The sequence below is a fragment of the Brevibacterium sp. 1718 genome (assembly GCF_051131255.1).
Classification (GTDB): domain Bacteria; phylum Actinomycetota; class Actinomycetes; order Actinomycetales; family Brevibacteriaceae; genus Brevibacterium; species Brevibacterium sediminis.
Map to the genome: position 1 here is coordinate 2,318,979 of NZ_CP186550.1, position 20,998 is coordinate 2,339,976.

The 20,998-nt window shown below is 65.3% G+C and carries 17 protein-coding genes; 4 read left to right on the plus strand and 13 right to left on the minus strand.

Annotated elements, in window-relative coordinates; all coding sequences use genetic code 11:
* Positions 1-13: 13 nt before the first annotated feature.
* The gene (locus ACOZ9V_RS10465; protein ID WP_139467387.1) at positions 14-1,441 is read left to right on the plus strand and encodes a glyceraldehyde-3-phosphate dehydrogenase; all 1,428 of its coding nucleotides are present in this window, start codon (positions 14-16) and stop codon (positions 1,439-1,441) included.
* 259 nt (positions 1,442-1,700) lie between these two features.
* Here ACOZ9V_RS10465 and ACOZ9V_RS10470 read toward each other — a convergent pair whose 3' ends face one another.
* The 9 genes from ACOZ9V_RS10470 to ACOZ9V_RS10510 all read right to left on the minus strand — a co-directional run bounded on the left by ACOZ9V_RS10470 (position 1,701) and on the right by ACOZ9V_RS10510 (position 12,847).
* On the minus strand, positions 1,701-2,288 hold the full coding sequence (locus ACOZ9V_RS10470) for a hypothetical protein (protein WP_181270576.1): 588 nt from the start codon (positions 2,286-2,288) through the stop codon (positions 1,701-1,703).
* Positions 2,285-3,250 carry a D-2-hydroxyacid dehydrogenase gene (locus tag ACOZ9V_RS10475; RefSeq protein WP_434589768.1) on the minus strand — a complete coding sequence of 322 codons (966 nt, stop codon included), beginning with the start codon at positions 3,248-3,250 and terminating at the stop codon, positions 2,285-2,287. Before ACOZ9V_RS10475 ends, ACOZ9V_RS10470 begins: the two co-directional genes overlap by 4 nt.
* Positions 3,192-4,988 carry an MDR family MFS transporter gene (locus ACOZ9V_RS10480; protein WP_181270578.1) on the minus strand — a complete coding sequence of 599 codons (1,797 nt, stop codon included), beginning with the start codon at positions 4,986-4,988 and terminating at the stop codon, positions 3,192-3,194. Before ACOZ9V_RS10480 ends, ACOZ9V_RS10475 begins: the two co-directional genes overlap by 59 nt.
* 11 nt (positions 4,989-4,999) lie before the next feature.
* Positions 5,000-5,644, minus strand: coding sequence for a TetR/AcrR family transcriptional regulator (locus ACOZ9V_RS10485; RefSeq protein ID WP_139467391.1), 645 nt, complete (start codon positions 5,642-5,644; stop codon positions 5,000-5,002).
* A 78-nt stretch (positions 5,645-5,722) separates the two neighbouring features.
* Positions 5,723-7,795 (minus strand): DNA primase, encoded by a 2,073-nt coding sequence (gene dnaG / locus ACOZ9V_RS10490; protein ID WP_181270579.1) that lies wholly within the window; start codon positions 7,793-7,795, stop codon positions 5,723-5,725.
* Between the two features lie 3 nt (positions 7,796-7,798).
* The gene (locus ACOZ9V_RS10495; RefSeq protein WP_181270580.1) at positions 7,799-9,106 is read right to left on the minus strand and encodes a deoxyguanosinetriphosphate triphosphohydrolase; all 1,308 of its coding nucleotides are present in this window, start codon (positions 9,104-9,106) and stop codon (positions 7,799-7,801) included.
* Positions 9,107-9,108: 2 nt separating this feature from the next.
* Complete coding sequence (gene dusB, locus ACOZ9V_RS10500; protein ID WP_181270581.1) at positions 9,109-10,296, minus strand: tRNA dihydrouridine synthase DusB; 1,188 nt, start codon at positions 10,294-10,296, stop codon at positions 9,109-9,111.
* Between the two features lie 91 nt (positions 10,297-10,387).
* Entirely contained in the window at positions 10,388-12,064 is a 1,677-nt protein-coding gene (locus tag ACOZ9V_RS10505) for an ATP-binding cassette domain-containing protein (RefSeq protein WP_434589775.1), read from the minus strand.
* Positions 12,065-12,298: 234 nt separating this feature from the next.
* Positions 12,299-12,847, minus strand: a complete 549-nt coding sequence (locus ACOZ9V_RS10510; RefSeq protein ID WP_172169819.1) for a helix-turn-helix domain-containing protein — start codon at positions 12,845-12,847, stop codon at positions 12,299-12,301.
* 61 nt (positions 12,848-12,908) lie between these two features.
* Here ACOZ9V_RS10510 and ACOZ9V_RS10515 point away from each other — a divergent pair, with 61 nt between their 5' ends.
* On the plus strand, positions 12,909-14,297 hold the full coding sequence (locus ACOZ9V_RS10515; protein ID WP_434589778.1) for an L-lactate permease: 1,389 nt from the start codon (positions 12,909-12,911) through the stop codon (positions 14,295-14,297).
* An 81-nt stretch (positions 14,298-14,378) separates the two neighbouring features.
* Here the strand turns inward: ACOZ9V_RS10515 and ACOZ9V_RS10520 are convergent, their stop codons facing one another.
* A complete protein-coding gene (locus ACOZ9V_RS10520; protein ID WP_434589781.1) occupies positions 14,379-15,707 on the minus strand; it encodes a M24 family metallopeptidase in 1,329 nt (442 codons plus the stop codon).
* Positions 15,708-15,739: 32 nt separating this feature from the next.
* Positions 15,740-16,015 (minus strand): hypothetical protein, encoded by a 276-nt coding sequence (locus ACOZ9V_RS10525; RefSeq protein WP_181270585.1) that lies wholly within the window; start codon positions 16,013-16,015, stop codon positions 15,740-15,742.
* A 141-nt stretch (positions 16,016-16,156) separates the two neighbouring features.
* On the opposite strand from ACOZ9V_RS10525, the gene ACOZ9V_RS10530 reads away from it, so the two are divergent.
* The gene (locus ACOZ9V_RS10530; protein WP_101547408.1) at positions 16,157-16,642 is read left to right on the plus strand and encodes an Lrp/AsnC family transcriptional regulator; all 486 of its coding nucleotides are present in this window, start codon (positions 16,157-16,159) and stop codon (positions 16,640-16,642) included.
* Entirely contained in the window at positions 16,639-18,030 is a 1,392-nt protein-coding gene (locus ACOZ9V_RS10535; RefSeq protein WP_169252425.1) for an aspartate aminotransferase family protein, read from the plus strand. Before ACOZ9V_RS10530 ends, ACOZ9V_RS10535 begins: the two co-directional genes overlap by 4 nt.
* 79 nt (positions 18,031-18,109) lie before the next feature.
* Here ACOZ9V_RS10535 and ACOZ9V_RS10540 read toward each other — a convergent pair whose 3' ends face one another.
* Entirely contained in the window at positions 18,110-19,423 is a 1,314-nt protein-coding gene (locus ACOZ9V_RS10540) for a YibE/F family protein (RefSeq protein ID WP_434589786.1), read from the minus strand.
* A 164-nt stretch (positions 19,424-19,587) separates the two neighbouring features.
* Positions 19,588-20,970, minus strand: coding sequence for a glycine--tRNA ligase (locus ACOZ9V_RS10545; RefSeq protein ID WP_139469819.1), 1,383 nt, complete (start codon positions 20,968-20,970; stop codon positions 19,588-19,590).
* Positions 20,971-20,998: the final 28 nt, after the last annotated feature.

Genomic DNA, 20,998 nt, shown 5'->3' on the forward strand with positions numbered 1-20,998 from the left:
GGGGACACGACCTTTGACTGACGCTACGACTGCTCGCCTGGACGATTGGGCGAAGAAGCAGACCGCCGCCGAAGAACTCATTCCGCTAGTCGGACGCCTGTACCGTGAGAACGACGTGCTGCTGACCCTGTTCGGGCGGTCGCTGCTGAACAAGTCGGTGACCGGCATGATCAAGGCGCACCGCTATGCTCGCCACTTCCTCGGCGAAGAGCTCGACATCCAGATCACCCACCGCATCGTCAAGGCGCTGTCCGGGCTCAACCTGGCTCCGGCTCGCATCGATCTGGGCCGTCTCATCGAGAAGCTCGATGATCCGAACGCGGACGTCGACGCCTTCCTCGCCGCCGAGCTCGCCGAGGTCGTCCAGTCGCAGTCCGGCAAGGGCGAGGTCCGCGACGTCGTCCTCTACGGCTTCGGTCGCATCGGTCGTCTGCTCGCCCGCATCCTCATCGATCGCGCCGGCGGAACCGGTATGCGTCTGCGTGCGATCGTCGTGCGCCGCAATGGGGAGAACGACATCGTCAAGCGCGCCTCCTTGCTGCGCCGCGATTCGGTGCACGGAGCCTTCGACGGCAGCATCGTCGTCGACGAGGAGAACAGCACCATCCAGGCCAACGGCACCCTCATCCAGGTCATCTACTCGAATGACCCGTCGGAGGTCGACTACACCGCCTACGGAATCGACGACGCCATCATCGTCGACAACACCGGAAAGTGGCGCGACGAAGAGGGCCTGTCCAAGCACCTCGCCTGCCCCGGTGCGTCGAAGGTCCTGCTCACAGCTCCCGGCAAGGGCGATGTGAAGAACATCGTCTTCGGAGTCAACGACGACGCGATCCTCGACACGGACACCATCGTCTCGGCAGCTTCGTGCACGACGAACGCGATCACCCCGGTGCTCAAGGCCATCAACGACAAGTTCGGCGTCCGCAACGGCCACGTCGAGACGGTCCACTCGTTCACGAACGACCAGAACCTCATCGACAACTTCCACAAGGGCTCCCGCCGGGGACGTGCGGCCGGCCTCAACATGGTCCTCACCGAGACCGGTGCCGCCAAGGCTGTCGCCAAGGCTCTTCCGGAGCTGGCCGGGAAGCTCTCGGGCAATGCGATCCGCGTACCCACCCCGAACGTGTCCATGGCGATCCTCAACCTCAACCTGGACAACGCCACCACCGTCGACGAGCTCAACACCTTCCTCCGCGAAGTGTCGATGCATTCGCCGCTTCGCAACCAGGTCGACTACGTCACCTCTCCCGAGCTCGTGTCCACCGACCTCGTCGGCTCCAAGCGGGCCGGTGTCGTCGACGGTCTGGCCACGATCGTCGATGAGGACCGCGTCGTCGTCTACGTCTGGTACGACAACGAATTCGGCTACTCCTGCCAGGTCGTACGCTGCGTGGCCAAGATGGCCGACGTCGACGTCCCGGCATTTCCCTGATATCGCCGAGGCGGCCCATCGAAACGCTCGGATGAGCGCTCGGTGACCGGCTGGGACAGGCGCCCGGAGTCTCACGACTCCGGGCGCCTTCGTCATTCACCTCCGTCTCCATCCCGCACCCTTGGCCGCAAGCTCTGTACTTCGGGCCGCACCATCTCTCACCGGTACTGCCACGCCCTACACCTCCCGCCGAAACCTCTCGGGAATGACAAAAGCGCCCGCAGGAACGAGAGGTTCTGCCGGCAACGAGGTGTTCTGCTCACTTCGCGGCGTCGGACTCCATGGCCTCATGCAGCCAGATCGGGGTGAAGGTGGCGAATCGCTCCGCCAGATCATCGTCGCTGTCGAGGATGACGGCGAGTCGGTCGTCGGCATTCGACAGCTCATTCGCCCAGATGGGACCCAGGCAGGCCAGCAGCAGGCAGGCGATGACGACGGCGCCGGCCAGGATCGGAGTCTCAGCCCACAGCATCATGCCGAACAGGATCCCGACGATGGCGAAGCCGACCGCCACGGCGAGTCCCGCATTCCGCGTCCGCGGCGCCTTGGCACGAGCCGGTCGCGACGCAGCGATCGAGTCGAGCACGTCCCGGTTGATCCGCGTCCAGGCGATGATCGCGCCCAGCGCGCAGACGATGCCGATCATGATGAGGCTGAATGCCGAGAACAGCAGCACCGCATCGATGTGATCTCCTTGGGCTTGGAGGGCGGCCCCGAGTCCGGCGACGAGCATGGCCAGGGCGAGCACCAGCATGCTGAGCAGACGGGCACGGCGCACGGCGATGAGTTCGGCGATCACCCTGGCCAGGAACACCCGCTCCGCCGCGGGGTCGTCGGCCTGGCTCACCGCACGTACCCGAGCTGCTTGTCCACGGTGCGCGGGAACTGCTCACCGGCCAGATACTGTTCGAACAGGACGTGGAACTGCTCCGCCAGTCGCATTCTCCACCCGTCGGTATCACCGCTCATATGCGGGGTGATGATGACATTGTCCAGCGACCACAGAGGATGGTCGGCGGGCAGCGGCTCTTCGTCGAAGACGTCGAGTCCGGCCCCGCCGATCTGTCCCTCGCGCAGCGCGGTCACGAGTGCGTCGGTGTCGACTGTGTCTCCGCGTCCGACATTGATGAACACGGCGGTGTCGTCCATGGCGGCGAACGCCTCGGCGCCGATGAGCCTCTCGGTCTTCTCCGTCAGCGGCGCGATGTCGATGACCCAGTCGAATCCGGCCACGTGCTCGGGCAGAGTGGCGGAGTCGATGACCTCACCGAAGTCGGCGTCGCCGCTGCGGGCGCGCGATCCGGCTCCGGTGACGTCGATGTCTACGGCCTTCAGCAGGCGTGCGATGCCTCGACCGATGGCTCCGGTGCCGACGATGAGTGCCTTGGTTCCGGCGATATCGCGGGTCGACCGGCGGTTCCACCTGCCCTCCGCTTGGTCGTCGAGCGAGCCGATCGAGCTCTTCGCGTGCATGAGGATGTAGCTGAGGACGAATTCGGCGATCGGGCGGTCGAAGATTCCCCGGGCGTTGGTCACGGTCACCGGCGAATCGACCAACTCGTCGAAGAGGAGCGAGTCCACGCCCGCTGCCGCGGCATGGACCCACTCGAGTCTGTCGGCGCTGCCATAGGCGTCCTTGAGTGCGGTGGAGAAGAAATCCCACATCAGCAGCACATCGGTGCCGGGCAGCGCCTGGGCCAGGGTCGACGCCTCGGCGATGCGCAGTTCGATCCCGTCCCGCTCCCCCAGATCAGTGATCAGTGCGGGGATCTCGGTCACGGGTGAGTTGAGTATGGTCAGTACCGTCATTCCTCGGCTCCTTGGACAGTGGGCTTTCTGCCACACTAACCGATGAAGTCTCTGCCGGGGTGGAAACCGGCGCGGTCACGGCACCCGCATGCTCGGCTTCGACATCGAGGCTCTCGCGCTTCGCCGGTTCGTTCTTCAGGGTCTGCGCCAGCGGAGTGTTCGGCAGGAAGCAGAGGAAGACGAAACCAAGGACGGCCAGCGGAGCCACCCACAGGAACAGGGGCACGAGAGCGTCGTTGTAGGAGGTGATGATGAGTGAGTGCATCGGCTCCGGCAGCTTCGACACGATCTCCGGGGTCAGCCCCGTCGAGGAGATCTTGGGCATCTGGCCGTGTGGGGCCGCCTTCGCGATCTCCGTGATTCCGGACTTGATGTTGTCCATGAGCCGCTGGGTGAACACGGATCCGATGAAGGCCATTCCGAGTGTGGCGCCGACCTGGCGGAAGTAGTTGTTCGACGCGGTCGCGGTGCCGACCATGGACACCGGGAAGGCGTTCTGGACGACGAGGACGAGTGTCTGCATGCTCAGGCCCAGACCGAGTCCGAGCAGCGCCAGGCAGCCGATGGTCTCCCAAGCCGAGCTCTCGGCCTTCAGCTGGGAGAGCAGGACGAGCGAGGCGGCCATGATGAGGATTCCGGTCAGCGGGTACTTCTTGTACTTGCCGGTGCGGGAGACGATGAACCCGACGAGAGTCGAGGACACGAGCATGGTGCCCATCATCGGCACCATCATCAGCCCGGCGACGGTGGCGTCGATTCCGTGGACCATCTGCAGGTAGGTCGGCATATAGGAGAGCACACCGAACATGCCGATGCCGACGAAGAGGCCGGCGATGGTGCACAGCAGGAAGTCGCGGTTGGTGAACAGGTGCATCGGGATGACCGGTTCGCTGACCTTGAGCTCGACGAAGACGAAGGCGACTGCGGCGATGATTCCGGTGACGATGAGTCCGTTGATCTGCCAGGAGCCCCATTCGTAGTCGTGTCCGCCCCAGGCGGAGGTGAGCACGATGCAGGAGGTGACGATCGAGATGAGCGCCATGCCGATGACATCGATCTTCGGGCGAGGGCCGGCACCCTTGGTGTGCTTGGGCACTTTGAGGAACACGGCGGCGGCGATGAGGGCGATGATGCCCAACGGGAAGTTGATGGCGAAGGCCCAGCGCCAGCCGGGTCCTTCGGTCAGCCAGCCGCCGATCAGCGGTCCGGCCACGGACGACACGGCGAAGGCGGAGCCCATGATGCCCATGTATTTGCCGCGTTCGCGGGCGGGGACGACGGAGGCGATGATCGACTGTGAGAGGATCATCATTCCGCCGCCGCCGATGCCCTGGAGCACTCGACCGAAGATCAGCGTCGACATCTCATTCGCGATGAGGGCGAAGACCGAGCCGAGCAGGAAGCAGCAGATGGCGAACATGAACAGCGGCTTACGTCCGAACAGGTCGCCGACCTTGCCGTAGACGGGCATCATGATCGTCGAAGCGAGCATGAATGCGGTGGAGACCCACAGCATCTGGTCGACGCCGTCGAGCTCGCCGACGATGGTCGGCAGCGCGGTCGCCAGCACCGTCTGGTTGAGCGAGAACATGAACATCGCGATCATCAGACCCACGAAGAGCAGAATGATCGCCGAGGTGGCCATCGGCTCTGTCTGTGCGTCGGGTCCCGCGGGGGCGGAGTTCTTCGAGGTGGTTGCCGTCATCGTCTTCTCATCGGGTTCGTGGTTGCTTCTCATCACAGCTTTCGTCATGGCAGTCGGTCCAGGACCTTGCGGAACAGGTTCAGGGAGTCTTCGAAGATCGCTTGGGTGCCGCCTTTGTCCTCGACCGCCTCAGGATCGGCCTTGATCACCTGTCCCGCATGGTTGAGCGGGACCCGGCAGAGTTGGGTGAGCATGCGCGCGCTGCGCCAGGCGGAGTCCTCTGAGGAGAACTCCTGGCCGAGGTGTCGCAGTCGGTCGAGCACGTGACCGGTGACGATCTCTTCGAGTTCTTCTGCCCGGTCGAAGCTCTTGCTCACGAGTTCCGGATACAGCGCGAAGAGGCGGCGTCGCCGCGCCGGAAGTTTCGGATCGACGGAGCCGACGAGCAGCGCTTCGCGGACGAAGCGCGCCGTGTCCTCGGCCAGCGTGTCGAGCCCGGCGGGGCTGTGGACATAGTCGAAGGCGAGGCTCTCATCGACGCCGACCTCGGCTCCGAGGCCGACGATCGCGTCCTCCTTCGTCTCGAAGTAGTTGAAGAAGGTGCGTGTGGACACTCCTGCGTCGGCGGCGATCGTCGCCACGGTGGCGCAGGCCAAGCCGTCTTCGAGCACGCGAGTGATCGCCGCTTCATGGAGGGCGTTGCGAGTCAGGCGCGCCTTTTTCGAGCGCAGGGATTCTTCAGCGGGCATAGGTACATTTTGCACCACATGCAAACTTTCACCAACTGCAAATCTGCAATTGTGCACTATTTCACTGTGCGCAGTCTTTCACATGAGCATCTTCAGCCGTGCCCGGTGCTGCTCGAGGGTCTGCAGCTGACCGAGCAGTGCTGCCTGACCTGCTCCGTCGGCGGTGTCCTGGCGCTGCAGGCGGGAGTGGAGTTCCTTGGCGATGCGTTCGAGGTCGTAGTCGAAGAGGCGAGCGACGATCCCGCGGGCGAACCGATCGATCCCGTCTCCCTCGATGACAGGCAGCGGGGTCACGAGCAGCTGGGCCACATAGGGCTTGAGGTCCTCAGCTGCGGCGTCGAGCACGCGTTCGGCCCATTTCGACTGAGCCGTGCCGGCTGCACCCAGTCCCCCGGCCTGTTTGATGGCGTCCTGGATCCGCCGGTAGCCGGGGTGCTCGAAGGCCTTCGCGGACAGCGAGTCGAAGAGCTTCGCATTGACCACCTCCGGATGTTGGAGGGCGACCATGAGAGCCCCCTTCTCCGTCTTCAGCCGGGCGGGGCTGATCGGGGCCGAGAGGTTCGAGACGTCGGGGCGTTCGTCGTAGACGTATTCGATGCTGCGTTCATCGGAGACCTCCCCCGCCGAGGCGGGACCGGGCCCGCGTGCGCCTCCGGACGGGGCGATTCCCGGCTCGGTTCCGGGACCGGTCCCCTGTCCCGAACCTGACCCGTGCCCGGGTCCGGATGTGGCCGGCGACGAGGGTGCGGGTGCGCTCGGTGCCGGCGGTGGGCCGTCGCGGTAGGACGACTGGCGGGCGGGCGCCTCGGCGGGCTGGCGGTTCTGCTTCGGTTGGCGGGCGGCGGTGCGGACCGCGGCCTCCACCTCGTCGATATCGACGCCGATGCGACCGGCGACGAACCGGTAGTAGTGGGAGAGGCTGTTGCGGTCGCGGATGTCGGTGAGCACCTCGGCGGCGGCGCGGACCGCGGAGATCCGTCCTTCGACGGTGTCGAGGTCGAAGCGGGAGATCGCGGTGGTGATGACGAACTCGAAGAGCGGCTTGCAACCGTCGATGAGTTCGCGCAGGGCCGCGTCGCCCTTCTGCATGCGCAGGTCACAGGGATCGAGGCCATCGGGTTCGACGGCGACGAAGGTTTGGGCGGTGAACAGGTTCTCGAATTCGAAGGCTTTGAGCGCAGCCTTCTGACCGGCGGCGTCGCCGTCGAAGGTGAAGATCACCTGTCCGGTCGAGTCGTCGCCGAGGAGGCGGCGGATGATCTTCACGTGTTCGGCGCCGAAGGCCGTGCCGCAGGTGGCCACGGCCTGGTCGACTCCGGCGAGGTGGGCGGCCATGACGTCGGTGTAGCCCTCGACGACGACGACGCGTTTGGTCTTCGCGATGGACTTCTTCGCCAGGTCGAGTCCGTAGAGAACCTGATTCTTGTGATAGAGAGCGGTCTCGGGAGTGTTGAGGTACTTCGGTCCCTTGTCATCGTCATAGAGTCGGCGGGCGCCGAAGCCGATGGTCCGGGCGGTCATGTCCTTGATCGGCCAGATCACCCGACCACGGAATCGGTCGTAGATTCCCCGACCGCCCTCGCTGGCCAGGCCGCCGGCGAGGATCTCCTCATCGGTGAAGCCGGCCTTGCGCAGATGGCTCGTCAGGGCATCCCAGGATTTCGGGGCGAACCCGATGCCGAATTCCCGGCTCGACTCGGCGGGAAAACCGCGGCCGGACAGGAACTCCCGGCCGATCTGCCCGGCCTCGGACTCGAGGGCCTGGGCGAAGAAGCGCCCCGCGACCTCGTGCATCTCCAGCAGCCGCTGCCTGCGGCTGGCCTGTTCCCGGTCCGGGCCCTTCCCGTCCTCGTAGCGCAGGTGCATTCCGGCCTTGCCGGCCAGCGTCTCGACGGCTTCGACGAAGCTGAGCTGTTCGACCTTCTGCAGGAAGGTGAACACGTCTCCGGACTCACCGCAGCCGAAGCAGTGGTACATCCCGACCTGCGGACGCACCGTGAACGACGGAGTCTTCTCGTCGTGGAACGGGCACAGTCCTTTGAGGGATCCGATGCCCGCGGTCTTGAGGGTGACGAATTCCCCGATCACCTCGTCGATGCGGGTGCGGCTGCGCAGTTCGTCGATGTCCTCGCGTTTGATGAGTCCGGCCATGGTCTAGAGCCGATCCTCCGCTCCGGCGTTGAGGTGGTGGTACAGGGCCCAGGCGGAATGGTCGGTCAGGGAGGCGATCTGGTCGACGATGACGCGCAGTCGTGCGGAGTCGTCGGCGGCCTCGGCGTGGTCTGCCCGGAACATCGGATCGAGCTTGTCCGGTGACTGCGAGTACCATTCGGCGAGTTCGTTGATGACCGCCGCCTGGATGTCATGCAGTCGCAGTCGATCCTCGGCGACCATCACCGTCAGCGTGGCCATGCCTTTGAGCACGGCGATCTCCACGGTGGTCGCCTCGGGGACGACGAGTGAGGCCGAGTATCGGGCGAGGGGCTCCCAGCCGAATTCCTCACGGGTCGCGGATTCCGCGGCACCGACGAAGCGCCCGATGAGCTGACTGGTCATGTGTTTGAGGCCGGCCTGAGCACGTCGGGATCCGTCGAAGGCCTCCTTGGGCCAGTAGGCGGCGGCCTGCAGTCGGCCGAGTGCCTTGTCCATCTCCGCATCGGTGGTCTCCGGCAGGTACCACTGACGGGTGATGTCGAAGAGCTCGGCCCGCCGCTCATCGGCGGCGAAGTCGGCAAGGTCCAGATGGCCTGCGACGATGGCGTCCTCGACATCGTGGACGGAATAGGAGATGTCGTCGGCCAAGTCCATGACCTGGGCTTCGATGCATTTCTGGCCGTTGTCGATGCCGTCGCGGTAGAAGTCGAAGACAGCCCGGTCGTCATCGTAGACACCGAATTTGCGCACCCCGGAGTCGCGGCGACCGGCCGTGGCTTCGGCTCGCGGCCATGGGTACTTCGTCAGTGCATCGAGGCTCGCGCGGGAGAGGTTGAGGCCGGCCGGGCGGCCGTCATCGGCGATGACCTTCGGTTCGATCCGGGTGACCAGACGCAGGGTCTGGGCATTGCCCTCGAAGCCGCCGATGTCTGCGCACAGGGCATCGAGGATCGTCTCACCATGGTGGCCGAAAGGAGGGTGTCCGAGGTCGTGGGACAGACATGCGGTGTCGACGATATCGGGATCGCAGCCGAGGTAGCGGGCGAGTTCGCGGCCGACCTGGGCGACCTCGAGGGAGTGAGTGAGACGGGTGCGGACGAAATCGTCCGTACCCGGGGACACGACCTGGGTCTTCGCGCCGAGGCGTCGCAGACCCGAGGAGTGGAGGACGCGGGCACGGTCGCGCTGGAAAGCCGAGCGCCGCGGATTCTTCGCCGGTTCGCTCACCCACCGCTCCTCGTCCCACGGCGAGTAGACCGCCACGGTCCCCGTCCCCACCGAGGTGTGCGGGTGAGTGTCGAAGGGCATTCTCATCCTCCTGAGATGTCGAGTTCGGCCTCCGACAGCAGCGACTTCCCGCTGGGATCGAAGATGCGGGAGTCCAACCACCCCTCGGGCAGGTGCGGCTTCTTCGGCCTGGTGGTGCGGCCGCGGGACCCTTCGGCGGCTTCTCCCGGGTAGGGCGCGGTCTTGTCGAGCTGGTCGAGCAGTCCGGCGAGTTCTTCGAGAGAGGAGACCATGGCCAGCTGGCTGCGCAGCTCTCCCCCGACGGGGTAGCCCTTGAAGTACCAGGCGATGTGTTTGCGCAGGTCACGGACGCCGAGGAATTCGTCCTCGAAGTGATCGACGAGGTATTCGCCGTGTTTGTACACGGCACGAGCCACCTCGGCGAGTCCGGGACGGTGGCGTTCGTCGCTGCCGTTCAGCGCGTTCGCGAGGTCGCCGAACAGCCACGGCCGGCCTTGACAGCCACGCCCGATGACGACGCCGTCGCAGCCGGTCTTGGCCATCATGTCCAGGGCATCCTCGGCGGCGAAGATATCACCGTTGCCGAGCACCGGAACGGTGTCGCCGAGGTGGTCCTTGAGCCGGGCGATCGCGTCCCAGTCCGCGGTCCCCGAGTAGAGATCGGCCGCGGTGCGGCCGTGCAGTGCGACGGCGGCGACGCCGGCGTTGCGCGCGGTCTCGGCGGCGTCGAGGAAGGTCGTGTGGTCGGCATCGATGCCTTTGCGCATCTTCACGGTCACGGGCACGTCCCGGCGGGCCGCCTCGGTGACGGCCGTGGTGACGATGGATTTGAACAGGTCCTGCTTCCACGGCAGCGCGGAGCCGCCGCCCTTGCGGGTGACCTTGGGGACGGGGCAGCCGAAGTTGAGGTCGATGTGATCGGCGCGGTCCTCTTCGACGAGCATCCGCACGGCCTGACCCATGGTCACCGGATCGACTCCGTAGAGCTGGACGGAGCGTGGGGTCTCATAGGGCTCGTGGTGGATGATGCGCATCGTCTTCGGATTGCGCTCGACCAGGGCCCGGGTGGTGACCATTTCGGTCACGTACAGGCCGGCGCCGTATTCGCGGCACAGACGGCGGAAGGCGGTGTTCGTGATTCCGGCCATGGGCGCGAGCACGACGGGCGAGGACAGCTCGATGGGCCCGATGCGCAGGGCAGTTTCGGGCTTCGGGGATGCGGCTTCTGGGGCAGGGCTGATGACACTCACGCAACCATTATCCCAGTCAAGTCAAAATCGCACATTCTCGTCTGCCTCTCCTGCCTGCTTCGCCGCCTCGGCTCGTCCTATTCGTCTCAACTCAATCAACGGCTTCGGTGCGCAGAAATTCCCGCACGTCCCATTCGGTGTCGACGGAGAGTTCGGCGGCGAGCCGGTCGTCGTGGGTGACGATCACCATGGCCCCGCCGAATCCTTCGAGCGCGGTCACCAGCGCCTCGAGGGATGACAGGTCGAGATTGTTGCCCGGTTCGTCGAGGATGAGCAGCTGCGGAGCCGGGTCCTGGAGGAGGCCTGAGGCCAGGGCGACACGGAAGCGCTCCCCACCGGACAGGGTCTGACAGATCTGGTCGGTGCGTCCGGCGCGCAGTCCCATGGCCGCGAGCACCTCGTGGACGCGGTGCGGGTCGAGCTGCGGGTTGCCCGCGCGCACTGCCTCCATCACCGTGAGCTCCCCCGGCAGTCGGTACTGCTGGTCGAGGTGAGCCGTCGGTGCGGAGACGGTGATGGCGAGGTCGCCGAAGAGTTCAGCGACCGGCGGACCGGTTTCGGCTCCCGCGTGTCCCTCGACAGTGTCGCCCGTGTCCCCGCCCGGTCCGTCCTGGCCGTTGGCAGCCGCCAGGATCGCTGCCAGCAGGGTCGACTTTCCCGCCCCGTTCGGTCCGGTCAGCCGGATCCGCTCGGGACCGACGATCGTCTGCGGACGTTCGGACCTCGCCGAGGCGGTCGTGGAGATCTCGAGGACCCGTTTGCTCGCGTGGACCTGGGTGTCCGGCAGGTCGAGGCGGACGCTCGAGGACCGGCGCAGCGCATCCTTGGCGTTGGTGAGCTCGTCCCAGGCAGCCGCTTCGTCGGCGGCTTTGTCGCCGCGGCGTTTGGCCGCGGACTTCTCGGCGAAGTTCGTCAGCCCGTTCATCACGATCTTTGGTCGACGTTTGTTCTCTTTGTCCTTCTTGGCCTTCCGGTCGGCTCGAGCGAGTTTCGTCTCCAGTTCGATCCGTTGGCGCTTCTCGACCTGGTGGGACTTCTTCGCATCCGTGACCTTCTGCTGCTTCGCCTCCTCCTCCGCGGCGACCATGGCTTCGTAGTCGTCGAAGTTCCCTCCGTAGACCCGCAGCCGGTCGGTCATCTCGATGATCGAGGTCATATGCGACAGCAGCGTGCGGTCGTGGGAGATGACCAGGGTCGGTCCGCGTCGGTCGGTGAGCAGCGTCGTCAGCAGAGTCCGTCCGTCCTCGTCGAGGTTGTTGCTCGGCTCGTCGAGGATCAGCCAGGTGTCACCGACCAGTGCCGCTCGGGCCAGTCCGATGCGTGTGGCCTGTCCACCGGAGAAGCTGCTCAGACTCCGATCGAGATCGCTGACACTCAGCTGCAGACCGAGTTCGGACAGCGCCGCCAGGGCTCGCTCTTCGATATCCCAATCGTCGCCGATGAGGTCGAAGTCGGCCCCCGTCGCCTCTCCGGCCAGGGCGCGGCCCAGCGCTTGTCGGACGGGGGCGATGTCCAGCGCGGCATCGACCCGCTGCGTCGAATGCGGCAGCAGCTGGTCGATGTAGACGGCGCCATCGGCACCTGTGACGGTTCCTGACGAGGCACTCAGCCGACCGGCGAGGATGCGGGCGAAGGTGGATTTGCCGATTCCGTTGTCGCCGACGAGTCCGACGAGGCCGGCCGGGATGGTGGCGGTGAGTCGGGAGAAGATCTCGGTATCGTCGCCGAGGCGGTAGTCCAGTTCGGACACAGTGATTGCTGCAGGCATGAGGGTCCTCATTTCGTGTACGCAGAAGCGCTGCGGGCCCGTGGCACCCGCAAGTCACGGTATGAGGATTCACTTCACAGCAGAGACGTCCTTGAACGGAAATGGAACATAACAATGATCGCCGAGGCAGCTCGCCCGGTCAAGACCACCCCTTATTGCTACCTGACGGCGGCTGAGCAACCTCGCGCGAGGTTGCTGGGCCGCCGTCAGGTAGCAATAAGGGGTCAGGCAGGTTCAGATGATGATGAGCATGAGTTCGGCGGGCTCGTCGTGAGGGTTGGCCAATTGGTGCGGAACGTCACCGGGAGCCTGGGCGCAGTCACCGGCGTGCAGGGTCGTGCGGCGGTCGATGGTGACGACCTCGATGCTGCCCTTGAGGACGAAGAAGCTCTCACGCGATCCGCTGCGGTGGGCGGCGAAGGCCGAGGTCTCGCTGCGCGGGTCGAGGCGGTAGTGCACGACATCCATGTTCTCGATCGCCGATGGCAGATCCCGCCGCCAGACCCCCTTGCCGAAGGTCGAGGTCGTGGGGATCGCCTCACTGCGGGTGATCGTGACTTCCGGGGCGGCCAGCAGCTCGCCGACGTCGACGCCGAGGGCGCGGGAGAGACCCATGGCGTTCGATACCGATGTGTCCTGCTCGCCGCGTTCGATCTTCGACAGAGCGGCGCGGGACAGTCCCGCCCTCACCGCGAGCTCGTTGAGGGTGAGGTTGTTGTACTTGCGCCGGGCTCTGATGCGGGCGCCGAAGACACGTGCGCCGAGATCCTCTTCTTTCGCCATTGGAGCATCATATTCTATTCTTGGATCATAGAATCACATCTCACAAAGGAAACTTCACCCTATGGCGGCAGTGCTGGCTCTCACACCGATCCTCATTGCCATCGTCCTGCTCCTGCTCAAACAGAGCTCCTGGGTCGCCGCTCTCGCCGGCGCCGTGCTCGCGGCCGGTCTCGTCGCCGTCGTCTTCCCCACCCCCGCCTCGGTGTTGGTGGAATCGGGGATCGACTACTTTCCGCTCATCCTCGAGGTCGCGCTCATCCTGCTCTTCGGCATGCTGCTCGCCCGGCTGCTCGAGTCCGCGGGGTCGATGTCGCAGATCTCGTCCTGGGTCGAGTCGCTGTCACCGGGGCGCCCGCTCGGGGTCGCGCTCGTCGTGTTCGGCATCGTGCCCTTCGCAGAATCGGTCACCGGCTTCGGCATCGGCGTCACCGTCGGGGTGCCGATCCTCCGTCATCTCGGCTGCACCCTGCGGCAGTCCGCGATCCTCGGCCTCCTCGGCCTCATCGCCGTCCCGTGGGGCGCCCTGGGACCGGGCACCACCGTCGCAGCGGCGCTGGCGGGCCTGGACGTCAACGAACTCGGTCTGGCCACGGCATGGATCAATGCGATACCGGTCATCATCGTCGCGATCGCGGTGGTCGCGATCATGCGCCCGTCCGCCGCCTCGGCGCTGGGGATCATCGGCGCCGGCGCACTCCTGTGGGCGGGGATCCTCGCCTCCAGCTCCGTCATCGGCATGGCCCCGTCGGGAATCATCGGATCGCTGATCGTCATCCTCCTCGTCGGTGCGCTGTTCATGATCCGCAAGAGAGCCACGGGGCTGACGCGCCGCCTCGGCGTGGCCGTTCTTCCCTACGGGGTGCTCACGGTGGGCCTGCTGTTGGCGCGAGCTCTTCATGCCGCGCTGCCGTCGACCTTCACGCAGATCATCGCCTCTCCCCCGTTCTGGCTGGCCGCCGCCTGTCTCATCGCTGCCATCACCGTCGCCGGCAGACGCGATGTCACGGTTGCGGCCGTGCGTTCCTGGGTTCCCATCGGCGTCGGCACCGCCGCATTCATGCTCATGGGTTGGATCATGACGACGACGGGGATGAGCGAGGCGATCGGTTCCCTGCTGCCGGCCGGGCTCATTCTGCTGACTCCCTGGCTGAATTCCATCGGAGCGGTGCTCACCGGGTCGAACACTGGAGCGAACTCGATGTTCACCGGCACTCTGACCGCGGCCGCCGCATCATCGCATGTTTCGGCCCTGCCGGTCGTCGCGGCCGGAAACGCGGCAGGATCGCTGGCCGCTCTCGCCGCTCCCCCACGGGTGGCGATGGCTGTGCAGATCGCCGATTCATCGGTGGCCGTCTCGGCGAAGGACATCTCCTGGGTGCAGGGCCGAGCACTCGCGGTGGCGGGGATCAACGCCCTTGCCCTCGGCCTGTGGATCCAGTTCTTCGTCTGATCGTCGCCGGCGAGTTCGGCTCGGGGATGCGGACGGAGACTGCTGAGGCGGGCTGTGCCCGAGGGGCGGCCGCGGAACGCCTCAGACGCGGATGATCTCACGCGGGAAATGGGTGAACGGTTCGCAGCCGGTGTCGGTGATGAGCACCGGTTCCGAGAGCTCGATTCCGTAGCCGTTCATCCACATTCCGCCGATGAGGTGGAAGGTCATTCCCGCCTCGAGGATCTGGTCGTCCTCGGTGCGGATCGAGATCGTCCGCTCGCCCCAGTCGGGCGGGTAGCCGATCCCGATCGAGTACCCCAGACGACTGGGTTTCTCCAGTCCCGACAGGGCGAGCACGCGATTCCAGGTGCGGGCGAGTTCCGCGGTGGGCACCTCGGGGGCGGCGACGTCGAGGACCGCGGACAGCGCCTCGGCGACCACGCCTTCGAGACGGACGAGCTCCTGCTTCGGTCGCCCGGTCACCGCGGTGCGGGCCAGCGGAACATGGTAGCGGCGGTGGACTCCGGCGAGTTCAATGCTCACCGATTCGTCGCGTTCGAACTTCCGATCGGTCCAGCTCAGATGCGGGGTGTCCGCGCTTTCTCCGGTGGGCATGAGCGGGACGATCGAGGGATAGTCGCCCCAGACTCCGTCGCCTCCTCGGGTCTGGGCTTCAGAGATCGCGGCCGCCACTTCGTTCTGGCCGACGCCGACGCCGATCGTGCCCAGTGCCGCGTCCATGGCGGCGGTGGTCACCTTTGCGGCCTTGCGCATGAGCGCGATCTCCGCCGGAGACTTGACCGCGCGGATCCAGTTGACGAGTTCGAAAGAGTCGACGAGGCGCCATTCGGGCACGCCGTTGACCAGGGCCCGGAAGGCTCGCGGGGAGAAGAAGTGCGAATCCATCTCCACCCCGACCGGAGAAGTCGAGGCACGGGCGACCTCCCACCGCTGGCGCAGGGCGAAGGCGACCCAGTCGAAGGGGTGGATATGCGGACGCTGCACATAGCGTTCGGGATAGCCGACGATGTCCTCGGGCGGCAGCCAGGAGGTATGCGAGGCTCCCCGTGCGTCCATATCGCGCATGAACAGCGTCATCGGTCCCGACGACGGCACGAAGAGCAGCTGCGGGGTGTAGAAGGACCACGCGTTGTAGCCGGTGAGGTAGTAGATGTTGGCCGGGTCGGTGACGACGAGCGCGGCCAGGCCCTGGTCGAGCATGCGGTTGCGCACCGAGGCGATCCGCCCGAGGTACTCCTCGGCGCTGAACGACAGTTCGTTCGCGCCGATCGTATCGACTTCGCCGGGAACCGGCTGCGGGCGCGCCTTGACCTCTTTGCCGGCCTGCCCCTGCTCGGCTCCGGGACGCATCCCGTGCACATCCGGGCGATTGTCATCGCCGCCGTAGAACAGCTCACCCTCATTCATAATCCCAGTGTGGTGATCTCGCTCACATACTGTCAATCACTGTCGATGCGCGTGTTGTCGACGGTCTGCCGATCCGCGCACCCGCGGGGATCGGCGGGCCTTCGCAACGGCGGTTCACAGTCCTTCACAACAGGGATCCGGGCGACCGCCGAGCGGCCGCCCCAGTGATCCGCGAACGACGATTTCGGGCGGTCGGCGAACGACCGATTCGGGTGGTCGGCGAGTTGCAGTATCACACGGTCGGCAAACTGCGGGTACAGGTGGACGACGGCGGCGTATCCGGGCGTCGCGGCAACGGTGCTCGGCATGGATACCCGTCGGCCACCTCGGCGATATTGACGAATCCAGAACCAAACATTTTCAGTTTCGACTGAATTCGCATACACAACAGCGCATTTCAGCAGATTCGGTGATAGATTGTTCTGAGACGCACATCACGGAGGTGAAGAATGGACCCGCTTCTGCCGAACGGCAGCGGTTCCCGACTGGGGAATCTCGACGAGAAATCTAAGGCGATCATCGTCGAGCTGCAACACGACGGAAGGAAATCCTATTCGGCCATCGGCAAGTCCGTCGGCCTGTCCGAGGCCGCCGTGCGCCAGCGGGTGTCGCGGCTCATCGATTCGGGTGTCATGGAGATCGTCGCCGTGACCGACCCGCTGAGTCTGGGATTCGCGCGGCAGGCGATGGTGGGGCTCAAGGTCCGCGGGGACATCTCCGCGGTCGCCGAGAAGCTGCACGACTACGACGAGATCGACTACCTCGTCGTCACCGCCGGTTCGTTCGACCTCCTGGTCGAGATCGTGTGTGAATCGGATCGGCATCTGATCGAGTTCGTCAATGAGGAGCTCCGCTCGATCGATGCCGTCGTGGATACGGAGCTCTTCATGTACCTCTCACTCGAAAAGCAGAAATACAACTGGGGGACGCGATGACAGACAATGTCACCAGGGCCGGCACTCCTTATCAGGATGCCATCCGCAACAACGTGTGGATGCACATGTCACCACACCAAGCACTGTTCAACGGTGGTGAGGCGCCGGTCATCGTACGCGGCGAGGGCCACCACATCTTCGACGACAAGGGCAAGAAGTACCTCGACGGCCTCGCCGGCCTGTTCACCGTTCAGGTGGGGCACGGTCGTGAGCAGATCGCGAAGGCGATGTATGACCAGACGCTCAAGCTGCCGTTCATGCCGCTGTGGTCGTACGCCCACCCGCAGGCGATCGAGGTCTCGGAACGTCTGGCCAGCTATGCGCCGGGCGATCTCAACCGGGTCTTCCTCACATCCGGCGGCGGCGACTCGGTCGAGTCGGCGATGAAGCTGGCGAAGAACTACTTCAAACTCGTCGGCAAACCCGGCAAGCACAAGATCATCTCGCGGGCGACCGCCTACCACGGCACGCCGCACGGTGCGCTGTCGGTGACCTCGCTGCCGGGTCTGCGGGAGCAGTTCGCTCCGCTGGTCCCCGGTGCGCACAAGGTGCCGAACACGAACTTCTACCGGGCACCTGAGCACCTCGCCCACGATGAGAAGGCCTTCGGCCGCTGGGCCGCCGATCGCATCGGTGAGGCCATCGAGTTCGAAGGTGCCGACTCCGTGGCCGCCGTCTTCCTCGAGCCCGTGCAGAACTCCGGCGGCTGCTTCCCGCCGCCTCCCGGATACTTCGAGCGGGTCCGCGAGATCTGCGACGAGTACGATGTGCTGCTGGTCTCGGACGAAACGATCTGCGCCTACGGCCGCATCGGCGACATGTTCGCCTGCAACGACTTCGGCTATGTTCCCGACATCATCACCTCGGCCAAGGGCATCACCTCCGGCTATGCACCGCTGGGTGCGATGATCGCCTCCGATCGGCTCTTCGAGCCCTTCGGCCCCGGCGGAGACGAGACCTTCTACCACGGCTACACCTTCGGCGGTCACCCCGTCGCCTGTGCCGCGGCGATGGCGAACTTCGACGTCTTCGAAGAGGAGAAGCTCAACGACCACGTGCACGAGAATGCTGCGGCGTTCAAGTTCACGCTCGAGAAGCTCAAGGACCTGCCGATCGTCGGCGACGTCCGCGGTGAGGGATTCTTCTACGGAATCGAACTCGTCAAGGACAAGGACACGAAGGAATCGTTCACCGAAGAGGAGTCCGAGCGGATCCTCAAGAACTTCGTGTCGGCGAAGATGTACGACAGCGGTCTGTACTGCCGCGCCGACGACCGCGGCGACCCGGTCATCCAACTCTCGCCTCCGCTGACCGTCGGTCAGAACGAGTTCGACGAGATGGAGCAGATCATCCGCGGCGTCCTGCAGGAAGCCTGGACAATGTTCTGACCCCAATTGCTACCTGACGGCGGCCCAGCAACCTCGCGCGAGGTTGCTGGGCCGCCGTCAGGTAGTTCCGGGGCTAAGTTCAGCGGTTCTGGTCGCGTTCACGGGCCTCGCGACGGGTCATCGGCGGCCGCTCCTCGGCGGGGTCCGCCGCCGTGATCGTGCCTGGGTCCGCAGCCGTGATCGTGCCGGGCGCAGCAGCGGATCCGGTGGTCCGCCTCGGCGGTCGCACTCCCGATTTCACCACGAGGACACCGAGTCCGGTCGTCAGCGGGATCGCGATGACCAGACCGATGGAGCACACGAGGATGCTCACCACCTCGACCGACATGTCTCCGAGTGTGAACGTGTCGAACAGCGGCTGATCGTGCGCGGAGACGATGATGAGCGTCATCAGCGCCGAGCCCACATACGCGAACGTGATCGTATAGACGGTCGAGGCGATATGGTCACGCCCGATGCGCATCGCCCGGGAGAACAGCTGACCGGGCTTCATCTCCGGGGCCGCGGCTGCCAGCTCCCACACCGCCGAAGCCTGTGTGATCGTGACGTCGTTGAGCACTCCGAGTCCGGTGATGAGGATCGCGCACACGATGATGTCTGTCATCGCCAGATCGGTCGTATCGACCAGCAGATACCCGTCCTCCGAATAGGCGATGCCCAGATTCGCCCAGGACGTCATCCACGCACCGAGGATGCCCGTGATGACGATGCCGAGCACCGTTCCGAACAGCGCCGTCGACGTCCGCGTCGAGATTCCGTGTGCCAGGTAGAGCGCGATGACCATGATCAGGCTCGCCGAGACCATCGCCACCAGCACCGGCGGTTTGCCGTCGAGCATCGCCGGAAGCATGAAGACGAACAGCACGGCACCGGCGAAGCCGAGTCCGATGAGTGCGCGCAGTCCCCGCAGACCGGCGACGAGGAGGACGACGATCCCGTAGATGATCGCCAGGGCGAGCATCGGCACGTTCCGGTCGAAATCGATGAACACGTAGTCGGTGCCCATCTCCGCCCGGTCCGGTGACTTCGTGAAGTCGAGGACCTTGATCGTGTCTCCGACATCGACGCCGGCCTTGACCGCGTCGGGGGTGACGTAGAGGCTGCCTTCCTGCCCGTCCGCCTCCACGGTGTATGTCGTGCAGTCGGCGCGGACCATCGGGTCCGTCTCCCCCGGGTCGCAGTCCGAAGCGTCGACGGCGGTGACGGTGACCTTCGTGTCGGTGGTCCCCTCGGCAGTGTTCGTCGTCGGCCCGCCACCGGGCAGATCCTTGTCGGGTCCCGACGGCCACAGTACGAAGAGTCCGGCGATCGTGACGACAATGAGCGGGATGAGGCAGGCGAGCATGATCAGACGAACCTTCGGCGAGGCCTTCGGTTCGTGTGTGGACGTCATATGCATGGCGATCCTTCAGGGACGGCTGACCGGACAGATGCGGGGCGGTCGACCAGGGCGGAATGGCGGCTGGTGCTCACCGAGGCAGCCAGCCCAGAACTACCTGACGGCGGCCCAGCAACCTGGCGCCAGGTTGCTGGGCCGCCGTCAGGTAGTAATTGGGGTCAGGCTCCGGCGAGGTGGTCGGCCAGGTAGTTCTCCACCTGATCGATGCTCACGCGCTCCTGGCTCATGTCATCACGCTTGCGAATCGTCACTGCCTGATCATCGAGGGTGTCGAAGTCGACGGTGATACACAGCGGCGTTCCGATCTCGTCCTGGCGACGGTAGCGACGGCCGATGGCACCGGCATCATCGAAGTCGATGTTCCAGCGTCGACGCAGCGTCGCAGCGAGATCCTTCGCCGCCGGTGTCAGCTTCTCGTTGCGGCTCAACGGCAGCACCGCAGCCTTGACCGGGGCCAGACGCGGATCAAGCTTGAGCACGACGCGCTTGTCGACGCCGCCCTTCGTGTTCGGCGCCTCGTCCTCGCTGTAGGCCTCGACGAGGAAGGCCATCATCGACCGGGTCAGGCCGAAGGAGGGTTCGATGACATATGGGGTGTAGCGGTCTCCGCTGGCCTGGTCGAAGTACTGCAGCTTCGCCCCCGAGACCTCCGTGTGAGTGCCGAGGTCGTAGTCGGTGCGGTTGGCCACACCCATCAGCTCGCCCCACTCGGACCCTTGGAAGCCGAAGCGGTATTCGATGTCGATGGTGCCCGCCGAATAGTGCGCACGGTCCTCGGCGGGAACGTCGAGGCGGCGAACGTTGTCTTCGGAGATGCCGAGATCGAGGAACCAGGACCAGCAGTCTTCGACCCACTGCTTGTAGTAGTCATCGGCCTCGTCCGGGTGGACGAAGTACTCGATCTCCATCTGCTCGAACTCACGGGTGCGGAAGATGAAGTTGCCGGGGGTGATCTCGTTGCGGAAGGCCTTGCCGATCTGGCCGATGCCGAACGGCGGCTTCTTCCGGGCAGCGGTGAGCACATTGTTGAAGTTCACGAAGATGCCCTGCGCGGTCTCCGGACGCAGGTAGTGGAGTCCGGCTTCGGAGTCGACGGGTCCGAGGAAGGTCTTGACCAGACCGGAGAACTCCTGCGGCTCGGTCCACTGACCGCGGGTTCCGCAGTCGGGGCAGACGATATCGGCCATGCCGTTCTCCGGAGCCTTCTTGTTCTTCGCCTCATACGCCTCGACGAGGTGGTCCTCGCGGTGGCGCTTGTGGCAGTTGAGGCACTCGACGAGAGGATCGACGAAGGTAGCGACGTGGCCGGAGGCTTCCCAGACGCGCTTGGGCAGGATGATCGAGGAGTCGAGGCCGACGACGTCTTCGCGACCGCGCACGAACTGCTGCCACCACTGGGCCTTGATATTGTCCTTGAGCTCCACGCCCAAGGGCCCGTAGTCCCATGCCGAGCGGGAACCGCCGTAGATCTCTCCTGCTTGGAAGACGAATCCTCTGCGCTTGGCCAGGGCGATGACGGCATCCAACTTGGACTGTGCCACTAGTTCTCTCCTTGTTTCAGTTCGCCGA

Excerpts from the sequence above, each read along its gene's own strand:
- ACOZ9V_RS10505 (WP_434589775.1), bottom strand. The coding sequence starts at position 12,064 with ATGCCTGCAGCAATCACTGTGTCCGAACTGGACTACCGCCTCGGCGAC.
- ACOZ9V_RS10480 (WP_181270578.1), bottom strand. The coding sequence starts at position 4,988 with ATGAGAAGCAACCACGAACCCGATGAGAAGACGATGACGGCAACCACC.
- ACOZ9V_RS10485 (WP_139467391.1), bottom strand. The coding sequence starts at position 5,644 with ATGCCCGCTGAAGAATCCCTGCGCTCGAAAAAGGCGCGCCTGACTCGC.
- ACOZ9V_RS10495 (WP_181270580.1), bottom strand. The coding sequence starts at position 9,106 with ATGCCCTTCGACACTCACCCGCACACCTCGGTGGGGACGGGGACCGTG.
- dnaG (WP_181270579.1), bottom strand. The coding sequence starts at position 7,795 with ATGGCCGGACTCATCAAACGCGAGGACATCGACGAACTGCGCAGCCGC.
- ACOZ9V_RS10510 (WP_172169819.1), bottom strand. The coding sequence starts at position 12,847 with ATGGCGAAAGAAGAGGATCTCGGCGCACGTGTCTTCGGCGCCCGCATC.
- ACOZ9V_RS10525 (WP_181270585.1), bottom strand. The coding sequence starts at position 16,015 with ATGCCGAGCACCGTTGCCGCGACGCCCGGATACGCCGCCGTCGTCCAC.
- ACOZ9V_RS10535 (WP_169252425.1), top strand. The coding sequence starts at position 16,639 with ATGACAGACAATGTCACCAGGGCCGGCACTCCTTATCAGGATGCCATC.
- ACOZ9V_RS10540 (WP_434589786.1), bottom strand. The coding sequence starts at position 19,423 with ATGACGTCCACACACGAACCGAAGGCCTCGCCGAAGGTTCGTCTGATC.
- ACOZ9V_RS10530 (WP_101547408.1), top strand. The coding sequence starts at position 16,157 with ATGGACCCGCTTCTGCCGAACGGCAGCGGTTCCCGACTGGGGAATCTC.
- ACOZ9V_RS10515 (WP_434589778.1), top strand. The coding sequence starts at position 12,909 with ATGGCGGCAGTGCTGGCTCTCACACCGATCCTCATTGCCATCGTCCTG.
- ACOZ9V_RS10475 (WP_434589768.1), bottom strand. The coding sequence starts at position 3,250 with ATGACGGTACTGACCATACTCAACTCACCCGTGACCGAGATCCCCGCA.
- ACOZ9V_RS10520 (WP_434589781.1), bottom strand. The coding sequence starts at position 15,707 with ATGAATGAGGGTGAGCTGTTCTACGGCGGCGATGACAATCGCCCGGAT.